Here is a 12,795-nt window from a genome sequence, read left to right as displayed (position 1 = left end):
CTCCTAGTCAAACATGATTATCTACCTACTACGCCCATTCCATTAATAACCTTATCCAACATTTCATCAAATGTGGTCATAACTCGAGCAGCAGCAGAATAGGCATGCTGAAACTTAATCATGTTTGACATTTCTTCATCCAATGAAACTCCGCTTACAGATTGCCTACGGCTCTCTACTTGATCGACTAACGTCTTTTGATTGCTCTGCTGCCGTGTTGCCTCTTGAGCTTGTACACCGAGTTGACTGACAATGGATCTGAAGAAATCATCGAGTGTTCCCGAACCCAGAATGGCACCGGATTTTGCGGGATTAAAGTCAAAACTAGTATCCTTTAATTGTCCCATTAATAAGGCCAGTGTATTATTTCCCTTTACGACTGTTTCCGCCACGCCAGTACCGCTAGTTCTCATAGAACTGGCTATCTTAGAAGTGTCTCCGTCAATAATAGGATTAAATTGTATGCTGTCCGCGGTTATTCCGGTCGAGCCCGCTTTGGCTGTAAAGAAGTCAAGACCGGGTTTAACAGGATTCTCCAGTGTGTATCCAAGCTTATGCAGGCCATTTAACCCTTTTACTGTTACCGTTATATCACTAGCGAGCTCTCTAGAAGCTCCTGTATATGTAATACCGTTAAATATGGTTTTATCAGGCAAAACTGTTCCCTTAGGGATTGTAATCTGGATGTCGCCGTTAGCAATTGTATCAGCAAGCGTGTTTAGTTGATTTTGATAATCAACTACAAATTTATCTCTAGAGACAATAATACCATGTACCTCACCGCTATTCAGATCACTTGAAGCATACGCGGACATTAAAGAGGCAGAAGTAGTTGGATTGGTAGTATCACCAGTAACTAAATTCGTATTACCCATATTAATGGTATACCCATCCGGTGTATCAACGACCTTAATGTTTACGATTTTGGATAGGTTGTCCGTTAGTAAATCCCTCTGATCTCTTAGATCATTAGCATCATCGCCCAAGCTTTCGATCTTTTTGATTTCGAGATTTAAATTTGCAATCGAGGAAGAGAGCGAATTGATCTCTTTTGATTTTAATTCAATACTATTGGTCAAATCTTCTTGTAAATCTTTCAACTTGCTGCTTGTAAAATTAAACGTATCTGCCAAAGCAACAGCAGTCTCCTTAACGACCTTACGTGCAGAGACACTTTCAGGATCTTTACTTAAATCAGACCACGCTTTCCAGAAATTATCCAGAACAGTTCTAAGCCCTGAATCGGTCGGTTCATTCATAATTTTTTCCAATTTTTCGAGAGTGTCAGACTGGATATTCCAACTTCCAAATGCCTTATTCTCATTCCGATATTGATCATCCAGAAATTTCTCGCGAACTCTGGTAATTGAAGTTACCTCAACCCCTGTTCCAAGTTGCCCAGGCGCATTGGAACGGTTCATGCCAAAGGCTTCAATAGGGATACTTTCGGTCATATTCGTAATTTGCCTAGAGTAGCCCGGCGTGTTAGCGTTAGCTATGTTATGCCCTGTCGTGCTTAGAGCTGCCTGTTGCGTAAACAAACTACGTTTAGACGTTTCCAGCAAATGAAATGTGGATCTCATAATCTTTCTCCTTTACGCTTTCGTATCGAACCAACCGCTTCTTGATGAAGTTTGATACTGCTGATTAGGGTTACTGTATACGGCATCTTGTTCGGTTGTATTCATCAATAAATTAATAGAATAATCCACGAACGATAAAGAATGCTCAATTAGATTCTGATTTAACTCATTGATCTCTTGTAATTCCTTAATTTTAGTAGATAATCTCTCATGTATGTCAGTAAGGTTCTTCTTCTCTTCGGCCTTAAAAATCACTTTGATTAAATCACTGACTTTAACCCGCGGGTCTGGCCTATAACCTCTGGACAACAAATATTCACCAATCAATTGAACTCGAAGTTGATTGATTTCCTCAATCTGCTTAATCAGTTTGCTCTCTTTAAGGACAATTTGGTTTAATCGATCTATCCGATTGTCCACGAGAACCGGTGTTTTTTCCTTGGAAGTCACCAATAGGGCATCATGAAGGGCAATTAACTCCTCTATCGTTTCCACAATGGCTGAAATGGACACTCGAAACCACCTATTTCTCTTCAGGATATATGTCTAGTACTTATCGTAAGTAAGGATACAATTTTTCTGCAATTTGGTTGGCGTCAACCCGATACGTTCCTGCTGCAACAGACCTCTTTAGCTCTTCAATATGTTTTCTTTGTTCAGTTCCTTGAAGTCCGTTCGTGTTTTCAAGCAATTCTTTGGCCTCAGGAGAGATTTGCACTTCATCTTTTCTTTTTTTCTTTTCCGTTCCGTTTGCAGATCTACCTTCATTGCTTTGTATATATTTGTTGATATTTCCGATTCGTTGATTCTCATTGATTTTCATAGGTTACACCTCACTATCCCTCTAATAAACAAAAAACCGATAATCATTACTCCTATTATCGGCATCCGGTATATGAAACTTTATATCTATCCATTGTTTAATGTCGATCTCTTAAACGATCTTTAATTTTAAAACTAACCTGACCTTCTTTGGCCCCTTGTTCCGACTTCCGTTGTTCATCCTCCGCATTGTTCCTAACATCTTTCACGAGCTTACTGCGGCAAGGTTCACAGATTGTATTTTCACGGATCAACGTTCCGCACACTTCACATGGGTAAGACATATTAGGCGCATTCATGATAGAAATGCGACCCTCACGAATAAACTTGGTGATTTGTTTAACAGTTACACCTGTTGCTTCGCTTAAATCATTTATATTGACACCCTTGTTTTCACGCAGGTATTTCAAACATTTCTCGTATTGAAGCTCCAGGTCCTTCATGCAGTTCGGGCAAAACTCTGCGAAGCCTTTCACAAATATCTTTCCACAACGCGAACAATTCGCCACGTTCATACCCATAATATGGCCTCCTTTTAGTATTCCCAGTTTCCGCTCTTTAATTCCAGTTTACCGCAATTCGACGGCGTTTGCCTATCCTTATTTTCAGAGAAATAGAACTACCACACTTCTACCTCGCCCAAGTTAGCCCATATATTTCGACAGGTATCAACATTCGTTCCTTAATTGCCATCGCACATTGGTTCATGGTACTCCCCGTTGTGTATACATCATCGACGATATAAACGATAATCGGCGCTCCCTGAGCATCTAATTCAGGCTGACCCGAGGCATCAACTTCAAAAACATGCGCCAGATCGTCGATCCTCTCACTCCGTTTCTTAAAACTTTGCTTATCTGTATGCTTAGAACGATTCAGCAAGCGTACGACCGGGAGGCCGACTCGTCGACCTAACTCTATAGCCATTTGCTCCGCTTGATTGAATCCACGCTCTTGCAAGCGACGTTCGCTAACAGGTACGTATGTGATGTACTCTCGCACCTCACCCGCTCCTATTAGCTGCGTTGCCGTCCTCTCTAACTGCATTAGCTGAAAAGCGTGAACAAGCATATGGCCGAGAACTGTCTTCAATCGTTCATCCCCTCGATATTTGTACCTGGCCAATAGCTCTTTCATCACTTCATCATATCGGACGGCACTCCGACTTCTAGTGAAATGGGCATGCGGCTTCCGGCGACAGTCTGGACAGTACTCTCCTCTTCCACAGGATGCACAAACTACCTTGCGAATCCACGGAATTCGTATATAGCACGTATGACAAAGCCCTAGCTCGCCTCTCTCCAAGCTGCACATTTGTTTACATAATAAACAGGCTTCTCTCTTGGGACTTAACAGCGAAAATAACGCGTTCCCCGTTTTTCTCCACCACTTGCTCATGTCACGCCCCCTTGTAGAAAACCCTGTTTACGGGCTATCCGATTCATTGTACGGATCTGTCGAACGGCTTCTTTCTGGGATCTTGTTGTTTCAGCAGCAGCAAAATACACCTTCCCATGCGGGTCATCTTTCGATCTTCCAGCACGTCCCGCCATCTGGACTAGCGCAGCTTCGTCGAACAACCTCGAGTCCGCGTCCAAAATGAAAACATCCGACTGGGGCACGGTTACCCCTCGCTCAAGGATGGTCGTCGTGACGAGCACACGAATTTCCCGATTGCGGAAAAGCTGCACCTTCCCAGTACGCGACAGATCCTTGGAGGAGGTTCCCTCTACGCGAACAGCCGCATCACCTTTTAACCTAATTCTTAATAACGCTACCATCGGCTCTACGAGCTGGATATTCGGGACGAAAACAAAAACTTGCGCACCACGTTCAATGGAAACCTCCAAGCGGGATTGAATCGACAGCGGAATGGTTTGTGCAGCGATGAACTTCCTTACTGTAGGAGTAGAAATCAAAAGAGGGACAGGCAGGGGATGTTTATGAAAGCGTACGGGTACGCGAACATGCGGTAAGCGCCCGCGCTCGGCGGCTTGCCTAATCCGCACAGGCGGTGTTGCCGACAGCAGGATATTCGTCCCGCTGGGCTTGCATACGCTCTCAGCAGCGTAGCTGAGCATCGGGTTGTTATGATACGGGAAGGCATCGATTTCATCGATGATGACGAGGTCGAAGGCTTGATGAAAGCGCAACAGCTGATGCGTTGTTGCGATGGTGATTTGCCCTTGCTCCCAGCGCTGCTCGCTTCCTCCATACAGCGTGACCACGCTGTAGTTAGCGAACGCCCGCTGGATGCGCGGCTCTAGCTCTAACACCACGTCTTTGCGTGGTGTTGCAATGAGGACACGCCCGCCACGGGCGGCAGTGTAGTGAATGAACGGGAAGATCATCTCCGTCTTCCCGGCGCCAGTGACGGCCCAGATGAGGAACTTCCCTGTGCCCTCTGGTTGCTTGCCCTGGATATAGCTCAAACCATCAAGGGAAGCTTTGGTTTGCGCATCACTTAGTCCCCAGGGTGCGATGTACGTTTGCAAATCGGCTGCAGCTTCCGACTTAGAAGCTGTTTCACCTGAGCCTCCGTGAACAAGCAAAGAACAAGAGCGAACCCTCCCCATCGTGAGACACTCCTCACAATAGGGACACGCTTGTCCGCAATGCAAGCATGGCGACCAGAACATTCGCTCCGCTCCGCTTCCACAGCGTTTACATACGTAGTCCGAAACTGTCCTGAACCACTTTCGCCAGTCACGCCTTTCTCGAATGCGTAAGCCATTCGTGAGCACCACATCACCATTGAGGTGTGCGAGTTGCAGGTAGGCTGGCCACAAGGACTCCAACCCAGCTAACTCCGCCCCAGACGCCTCTATCAGCTGTTGAAGCTCATCTACCAGCAAGGAACGCCCTTTGCAAGCTTCAACAAGACTGATATATGCGCTCGAAAGAATCTTTACTCTGCGAACACGCTCATCACACCATAGCGAGTATACCATCATTTCAGAACGCATCTCATCCGCATTCGTCATTCCAATCGCCATAGCCTCTCGCTTAACCATCGCAAGTAAACGACTCTCACTTTCTTTGCCATCCGTTACAACTGCCATCTTACTTAACTTCTCAAGCAGTTCCATGCCCTGCCCTAAAGAAATAAAAGGTTCGAACAATACGAGGCCGGCGTCGGCTGCGTAGTGCTCGAACCAATATTGGATATCCGTCTGGGCGTGTACCGTAACTCGCCATTCCCATACATTTGCCTTACGAACAGCATAGATCTGAACCTTCATTCCTCACCGTACTCTCTTCATAACATACTATTTGAAAGCGTTCACCATCAGATAACAGGGATCTTCACGAGATCCTCCCTGTTGCTGAGATGAACAAGTACAACAGGATCTTCGTCATGCTGACTCAGAAAGCGATCAACCGCATCATAATCCGACTGTAAACGCAGTTCCAACGCATACGTTTGGGATAAGCGCTCAATGATCTCTCGCGTATCGTCGGACGAACCCTCATCGATGATTGTTGCTCTAACCTGATTGCCTTTTACACGCGAAAAGAAAAACAATGAGCGAATAACCCACTCAATCTGATTTTGATTATTTTTGGTAACAAGTAAAATAGTAGCTGGTTTCTTCTTAGTCCCCTTACGGGCACCCAATAAGAGATGCAGCATGACAATGCTCACGCCATAGCAACCGAAGATACAAAGCAATCCAATCCACATAGCGGGTCCCTCCCTTACCTGCAGTGTATGCGGCAGAGCAAAGGGGGGTTCCTATTGGCATTGTAATGAGAGTCTGTGAATTACAGCGTTACCCAACCATTTTTGATAGCAATAATTACCGCTTGTGTACGGTCATCGACTTCCATTTTTTGAAGAATACTACTTACGTGGTTTTTCACTGTTTTCTCACTGATATAAAGGAACTCACCAATCAGCTTATTGCTTTTGCCTTCTGCCATAAGACGAAGCACTTCCGCTTCCCTTTTGGTCAATGGGCTGTTCGCATTATGTATGTATTTCAGCGCGGAATCCTTAGCGGCTGTGCCTGTTCCAACTACACCAGCGTCATCCAGATACGTCATACGTCTTAGTTGATTAATAAGCTTGCCCGTTACTTTAGGATGAATGTAGGCATGTCCTGCAACAACTGAACGAATCGCATTAATTAGCGACTCTGCTTCCATATCCTTCAACAAGTAGCCAGAAGCCCCTTTACGCAGTGTTTCAAACACATAGCTTTCATCATCATGAATAGAAAGAATGATGACTTTGATATCAGGAAAAATCAGTTTCAGACGTTCTGTTGCGATGACACCGTTCTCAAGTGGCATATTAATGTCCATGAGCACAATATCTGGCGTGATCTGATTACACAATTCAATGACTTGGATCCCATCGCCACACTCACCGATAACTTCCATATCATCTTCCATATTAATGATTCGTTTTACACCTTCACGAAATAGCTGATGATCGTCGGCAATGACAATATGCACATTGCGTTTATGACTCCCCGTGTTGTCCATTCTAATTATCCTCCTTGTTCTCTCCAACGCCGCCGATAGGGATGAGCATCGTAATTTTTGTTCCTGAATCTTTCTCGGACTCCAGAACCATCGTACCTTCTAGCAGCTCCACACGCTCTCGCATTCCCAGAAGACCAAAGTTATTTCCCTTGGCTATTCTTAGTTCTGTTAGCGGCACATCAAAGCCGATTCCGTTATCTACAACGTAGATCTGAACTTGATCTGGTTCTAATGTGAGTTCAACAGACAAGAAGGTTGCTTTGGCATGTTTGTATACATTCGATAAAGCTTCCTGCACCAATCGGAAAATAGCAATTTCTAGACCGGACGGTATGCGTGTCTCTTTCCCAACCAAGTTGAATTGTGTGTGGATTCGATATTTATCTTCGAAATCCTGCACATATTTCCGCAAAGTAGGCACAATCCCTAAATCATCGAGCGCCATTGGCCGGAGGTTGAAGATAATCTTCCGAACCTCCTCAAGGCCATTTCTGACTTGTCCCTTTAAATCGATTAACTCATCCTTCACCGCGGAAATATCTTCCTTCACGAGCATGCGATGGGCAATTTCAGTCCGAAGCACGACATTCGCCAAGGTTTGAGCCATGCCATCATGAATTTCTCGTGCGATTCGTTTGCGTTCTTCCTCCTGAGCCAGAATAATTTTCAGCCCCAGCAGTTGTCGATTCTTAGCAGACTCAATTATACGTGTTAACTGATTGAGATCCCCTGATAAGTATTCCAATGCCACATTCATCTGAGAGACGATCGTCTCGGCACGTTCTACCTGCTTGTCCACATTCTTCATGCGAAGCTGCAGGTCATTGCGTCGGTCCTTGAGAGTATTCTCTTTTTCCCGCGCAACGGTTAGCTGTAATTGAAAAGCGATAGCGGCTTCATAAGCAATCTTGATATCTTCTTCACGATACTTGTTGAAATCACGACTCACTTCCGTTAGTCGGATCCGCGACCTCTTGTATTCTTTCTCTAACATATCCACGAGATCAATCGTGACACCCGTCTCATGCTTAATGTCATTCAGCTCTCGAGCAAGTGACTCTTTCTCTAAGCGTGATGACTCAGCAATTTCAAACAATTGATACTTGCTGCTTTCCATGACGTTAATGGCGTTGGTAATGACCTGGTCTATAGCGTCTGGTTGCACATGAAACGAGCTCCTTTTTGATAAAACCATATAGTAGTAAGTTGTCTACCCCATATTGTAGCATAGTTCTTCCCGTTTGCCGTGTACTTCTAGTACTATTTATTCAATAGAAATTCCATAATTCTGGGGATCCCAGCCTACTTTGAAGCCTAATCTCTCAGAAATTAGCCGTAATGGGACCATAGTCACATTATTCATGATCGCTGGCGACACCTCTGCAGTGACTCGCAAGCCGTTTACAAGCAGATCCGGTTGATCAATCCAGAGGTCAATTAGCTTATCACCACGAATAACGGTTACCTTACGTTCCTTGTCGTCCCACTTCACAGTTCCACCCAATGCCTCCGTGACGAAACGAATCGGAACCAACGTATTATCCTTCACGATCGTCGGTGCTTGCTCTAAAGTCATCGCTTTGCTATTCAAGGTTGCTTGCTTTTTATTTACAGTAAGTTTAATTGCATTTTTCGGTAGTGCAGGCAGCTGCCCTTTATAAATGAATGAAATATCGTCAATATTAATTTTCCCTTTAGCAGCTCTTTCATCCTGTCCGTTAGCTGGATTTGCGACATAAATGCTTTTGACCATAAGAGGTGCCTTCAGATCCGAAACATCGGCCGTCACCTTGCGCCAGCCTGTCCAGTTCATGTTTTCCGTAAAACTCACATAGTTCAACTTGCCGTCAGCATCAATGACCTCTGCACGAACCCAATTGAAGCTGCCATCGCCTAGGACTTTAGCAGTAATAAATTCAGGTTCACCCTCAATTGGTGCACCGTTCCCGTTATTAAACTTCGCGTAGGCCGCTTTCGTACCTAGTCCTTTGGTGAAATCATAGGCGATTTCCAAATTCTTATTTCCATTGTTTTGTGCAATATTAACTGTAGAAACGACCTCTGCCGGATATTTATCCCCAGTTGTCATCACAGCAAATTTATCAAGATCGTACCAAACCTTCTCCTGTCCTACTGGAAGTGTGACCATTGTGCTATACCCATCGTATCGTGCGATGACCTGGGCAGTTTGCGCTCCCGCTGTGCTGTCTACGTGCAGAACGCCGTTGGTGATCGTCCCCTTAACACCGCTGAGCTCCCAAGTGGCTGATGCCGCGGGTAGTTCTCTGTTTGCTCCACTTCGTGTTGTAACGGTAATCGGAAGCTTGAAATCGCCGCCTTCTGTCAGCGAAAATGCCCCGGAGCTAAAAGCCATCGACGTAATCTGATCACGCCCGACAATTTCGACATCCATAGTCGCGGATCCTTTGCCTGATCTAGCGACAATCTGCGTTTTCCCAGGCATCGTCGGTGTATAAATGTTATCTTTGAAAGAGCCATTAGCCATCGTGCTGCTCCACTGTGGAATAATGCCAGTCGTTGCAATCGGATTATAATAATCATCATATGCTTTAAATTGATAAGTGCTGGATTCATTCATGAATAATAAGGATTGCCCTTTTAAAATAAGACCTTTCAACTCACCCTTCGGCGCTGTCGAATACACACCCAATCCATTTACAACAGCACGCTGATTGCCATTCTGTGTTTTGTTCCAAAGCTTCGGATCCACATCACCTAACGGCCTAGACACCATCTGTGTCGAACCACCGCCGTCAAGCACCATTCCCCTCCAAACACCTGCATCAATCATGAACTGCTGCAGCTCTGGGAGTGTCATACCGGCACTATCACCGCTGCGGTCGGAAGTAATAATATAAGCCTTCTTCAAGTCTTTCGAGTAACCAACAGCCGTCCGTGAAAGTGGACTATATCCGTTAAAATCATTAATATTCCGCGTAAAATAGCTCGGCTTTGCCTCATCCACCAGCAAGGTGCTGCCACCGATGAGCATTTTGAAGTTTTTCCAATCATAGGTCTTGGATGCATCGTGCGGTACCATATCATACTTCGTCGTAATTTTATCCCCAACCTTGAGGTGATTTACGATAAATTCCCTAGCTAATCCGGAGCCTCTTAGAATATACCCATCTGCAGGAGCAATCATTTTCACATTTGTATCGATCTGGATTTCCTTGACGATATCATTCTGGATGAGAGCCTCGGTTGGTACGTGTGTACCATCCACAGCACGCTGTGTCATCGCCCAAGCACTTGTATAGAGGAATAGGCCGTCTGCAATCATCGGAACGTCATTGTCGTCCCAGTAGAACGTTTTGTTCACGCCGCCAAGCTCGAACTGTGTGCCATCCTTTGCCGTAACCTTACCCTGAAAATCAAAAATATCAATAATTGGCTGATTCGTATTCGTAATTGCAAATGAGTACATACCTGAGATCTTCGCAGGCGTTGACATCACTTGTCCATTCGTGATCTGTGCCCCCTCCGGTACACCTTCTGCCTGCGTATTGTAGAAGTCACCGTTCACCCCAGCTACAGCACCTGTATCCTTCACCATGCCAAGCACACTCTGGTTCTTCGTAAACTGGTTCTTCGTGCCTGCCATTGCGTCTATCTTCACGTTCGGGTTCGTTAGATCAACCTCGACCACATTGGCGTTCACCGATACTTCCTTATTGCTTCGTGTTGTTGTCCATACGTAATTTTTCATGATTGCGCCTGATGTAATCGTCTCTTGCGAGCTCAGCGTCAACTTCGTGCCCGCCGCGTTCACCGTTGTCCCCGCTACTAACTGCCACATCATTGCGCAAGCCAGTGCAGCTACTCCTACTTGCCTCTGTACCTTCACGTTGCTGTTCCACTCCTCTTTTTCATCTAAGTCTAGTATCTATCATTCATGCGATAACTATATAGACTCTTAAACTATGGAAAAAGTTACGATATTCTCCATGTTGTATTCATATGTCAGCAAATAAGGCATCAAAAACTAAAAAGAGCATAACCCTCCCCGGGTTTGCTCTCTGCTTGAGATGCTTTGTGTATATAAATATAATCAAATAATTTTCTTTAATTTAGCCTCTTGTTCAATCGAACGCGCTGAGAGAAGCTCAATAATCCTGTGTTGTTGTTCTTGAACAACCTCCAGACGCTTCACGATCTCATTAGTTTCTAATACGGCTTGTTTGATTTGAGATTGTTCGAATTCTATTCTGTCTAATTTAGAGTCCATCCCATCTAACCTTACTTCCATTCCATTTAATCGTGAATCAATGCCTTCTAATCTTACGTCCATTCCATTTAATCGTGAATCAATGCCTTCTAATCTTACAAGTACTGGTGATAATTCTGCCTTAAGTATAGCGGTAAGTGCGTTTTTCAAATCGTTATCTAACATATCGCTCTCCCTTCTTCTAATAAAACAGAACTTATCTAGTATTCATCATAACATAATTCCCTATGTAATGGCATGAGATGACATATACAGATATTACTATAATTAAGTTTACAATTGCAATTAAATAATATCACTTAAGTAGTTTTTATAATAGACATAAACAAAAAGCCGCCCACAAAGGACGGCTTCTCTCTATTCTAAAGCTTAAGCTCTAACGCTTGTGCTTTCAACGTTTCTGCTTTATCTGTACGCTCCCAAGGAACATCAAGATCGTTACGACCGAAGTGGCCATAAGCCGCTGTTTGACGGTAGATAGGACGACGAAGATCAAGTTCTTTAATGATACCCGCTGGGCGAAGGTCAAAGTTTGAGTGAATCAGCTCAACAAGCTTCTCTTCACTTACTTTAGCCGTACCGAACGTATCCACAGCAATGGACACCGGACGAGCAACACCAATCGCATAAGCCAATTGAACTTCACATTTCTCAGCAAGACCAGCTGCTACGATGTTCTTAGCAACATAACGCGCCGCGTAAGCACCAGAACGGTCAACTTTTGTTGGATCCTTACCAGAGAACGCACCGCCGCCATGACGAGCATAACCACCATACGTATCAACGATAATTTTACGTCCAGTCAAACCAGCATCCCCTTGAGGTCCACCGATAACGAAACGACCAGTAGGGTTGATGAAATAGTTTGTGTTCTCATCTAACAAATGAGCTGGAACGATTGGGTTAATAACATGTTCTTTAATGTCTTTTTGGATTTGCTCCAAAGTTGTATTCTCATCATGCTGTGTGGATACAACGATTGCGTCTACACGAACTGGTTTATCATCGATGTACTCAACAGTTACTTGTGTTTTACCATCTGGACGCAGGTATGGAAGAGTGCCATTCTTACGAACTTCTGTCAAACGACGAGCCAATTGGTGAGAAATGGAGATCGGAAGAGGCATAAGCTCAGGCGTCTCGTTAACTGCGAAACCGAACATTAAGCCTTGGTCACCAGCACCAATCGCTTCGATTTCTTCATCAGACATGGAACCTTCTCTTGCTTCAAGGGCTCTATCCACACCTTGTGCAATATCAGGAGATTGTTCGTTCAAGGAAACGAGAACCGCACATGTTTGGGAGTCAAATCCGTACTTCGCGCGTGTGTAACCAATTTCCTTAATTGTTTGTCTTGCGATCGCTTGAATATCTACGTATTCAGAGCTTGAAGTGATTTCACCAATTACCAAAACTAAACCAGTTGCTACAGATACCTCACATGCTACACGAGCATTCGGATCATTAGCTAGAAATGCATCCAATACCGAGTCAGAAATTTGGTCACAAATTTTATCTGGATGACCTTCTGTTACGGATTCGGATGTAAATAAACGACGTCCACGTACTTGAGCCATATTATTCATCCTCCTACATTATCATTAGTATGTTTGAAAAGCTTCTACTCGATGCCTCTATAAATAAAAAAAA

General features: G+C 44.4%; 12 protein-coding genes. All 12 read right to left on the bottom strand.

The window, feature by feature from the left end; translation table 11 throughout:
• Window positions 1-17: 17 nt before the first annotated feature.
• The 12 genes from flgK to metK all read right to left on the bottom strand — a co-directional run bounded on the left by flgK (window position 18) and on the right by metK (window position 12,722).
• Window positions 18-1,583: a flagellar hook-associated protein FlgK gene (gene flgK / locus AC58QC_RS22600; RefSeq protein ID WP_497417309.1), complete on the bottom strand. Its 1,566-nt coding sequence runs from the start codon at window positions 1,581-1,583 to the stop codon at window positions 18-20.
• A 12-nt stretch (window positions 1,584-1,595) separates the two neighbouring features.
• Window positions 1,596-2,096 (bottom strand): flagellar protein FlgN, encoded by a 501-nt coding sequence (locus tag AC58QC_RS22595; RefSeq protein WP_497417308.1) that lies wholly within the window; start codon window positions 2,094-2,096, stop codon window positions 1,596-1,598.
• 40 nt (window positions 2,097-2,136) lie between these two features.
• Complete coding sequence (gene flgM / locus AC58QC_RS22590) at window positions 2,137-2,406, bottom strand: flagellar biosynthesis anti-sigma factor FlgM (RefSeq protein WP_497417307.1); 270 nt, start codon at window positions 2,404-2,406, stop codon at window positions 2,137-2,139.
• Window positions 2,407-2,503: 97 nt separating this feature from the next.
• Complete coding sequence (locus AC58QC_RS22585; protein ID WP_497417375.1) at window positions 2,504-2,920, bottom strand: flagellar protein; 417 nt, start codon at window positions 2,918-2,920, stop codon at window positions 2,504-2,506.
• Between the two features lie 115 nt (window positions 2,921-3,035).
• A complete protein-coding gene (locus tag AC58QC_RS22580; RefSeq protein ID WP_497417306.1) occupies window positions 3,036-3,803 on the bottom strand; it encodes a ComFC family protein in 768 nt (255 codons plus the stop codon).
• Window positions 3,800-5,647 carry an ATP-dependent helicase ComFA gene (locus AC58QC_RS22575; protein WP_497417305.1) on the bottom strand — a complete coding sequence of 616 codons (1,848 nt, stop codon included), beginning with the start codon at window positions 5,645-5,647 and terminating at the stop codon, window positions 3,800-3,802. Before AC58QC_RS22575 ends, AC58QC_RS22580 begins: the two co-directional genes overlap by 4 nt.
• Before the next feature lie 47 nt (window positions 5,648-5,694).
• Window positions 5,695-6,090 (bottom strand): hypothetical protein, encoded by a 396-nt coding sequence (locus tag AC58QC_RS22570; RefSeq protein ID WP_497417304.1) that lies wholly within the window; start codon window positions 6,088-6,090, stop codon window positions 5,695-5,697.
• 80 nt (window positions 6,091-6,170) lie between these two features.
• Window positions 6,171-6,896 (bottom strand): response regulator, encoded by a 726-nt coding sequence (locus tag AC58QC_RS22565; protein ID WP_497417303.1) that lies wholly within the window; start codon window positions 6,894-6,896, stop codon window positions 6,171-6,173.
• A gap of 1 nt (window position 6,897) precedes the next feature.
• Complete coding sequence (locus tag AC58QC_RS22560; RefSeq protein WP_497417302.1) at window positions 6,898-8,061, bottom strand: sensor histidine kinase; 1,164 nt, start codon at window positions 8,059-8,061, stop codon at window positions 6,898-6,900.
• A gap of 99 nt (window positions 8,062-8,160) precedes the next feature.
• Complete coding sequence (locus AC58QC_RS22555; protein ID WP_497417301.1) at window positions 8,161-10,764, bottom strand: stalk domain-containing protein; 2,604 nt, start codon at window positions 10,762-10,764, stop codon at window positions 8,161-8,163.
• 204 nt (window positions 10,765-10,968) lie between these two features.
• A complete protein-coding gene (locus AC58QC_RS22550) occupies window positions 10,969-11,310 on the bottom strand; it encodes a hypothetical protein (protein WP_497417300.1) in 342 nt (113 codons plus the stop codon).
• A 197-nt stretch (window positions 11,311-11,507) separates the two neighbouring features.
• Window positions 11,508-12,722 carry a methionine adenosyltransferase gene (gene metK, locus AC58QC_RS22545; protein WP_497417299.1) on the bottom strand — a complete coding sequence of 405 codons (1,215 nt, stop codon included), beginning with the start codon at window positions 12,720-12,722 and terminating at the stop codon, window positions 11,508-11,510.
• Window positions 12,723-12,795 lie beyond the last annotated feature (73 nt).

Source organism: Paenibacillus sp. J22P51 (assembly GCF_059692215.1).
Note: the sequence above shows the minus strand (reverse complement) of the source record. Positions and strands in the feature narration are given on the sequence as shown.

What these genes read in the sequence shown, in the direction of transcription:
- AC58QC_RS22565 (WP_497417303.1), bottom strand. Translation starts at nt 6,896, where the DNA reads ATGGACAACACGGGGAGTCATAAACGCAATGTGCATATTGTCATTGCC.
- flgM (WP_497417307.1), bottom strand. Translation starts at nt 2,406, where the DNA reads ATGAAAATCAATGAGAATCAACGAATCGGAAATATCAACAAATATATA.
- metK (WP_497417299.1), bottom strand. Translation starts at nt 12,722, where the DNA reads ATGGCTCAAGTACGTGGACGTCGTTTATTTACATCCGAATCCGTAACA.
- AC58QC_RS22575 (WP_497417305.1), bottom strand. Translation starts at nt 5,647, where the DNA reads ATGAAGGTTCAGATCTATGCTGTTCGTAAGGCAAATGTATGGGAATGG.
- AC58QC_RS22585 (WP_497417375.1), bottom strand. Translation starts at nt 2,920, where the DNA reads ATGAACGTGGCGAATTGTTCGCGTTGTGGAAAGATATTTGTGAAAGGC.
- AC58QC_RS22570 (WP_497417304.1), bottom strand. Translation starts at nt 6,090, where the DNA reads ATGTGGATTGGATTGCTTTGTATCTTCGGTTGCTATGGCGTGAGCATT.
- flgK (WP_497417309.1), bottom strand. Translation starts at nt 1,583, where the DNA reads ATGAGATCCACATTTCATTTGCTGGAAACGTCTAAACGTAGTTTGTTT.
- AC58QC_RS22580 (WP_497417306.1), bottom strand. Translation starts at nt 3,803, where the DNA reads ATGAGCAAGTGGTGGAGAAAAACGGGGAACGCGTTATTTTCGCTGTTA.
- AC58QC_RS22550 (WP_497417300.1), bottom strand. Translation starts at nt 11,310, where the DNA reads ATGTTAGATAACGATTTGAAAAACGCACTTACCGCTATACTTAAGGCA.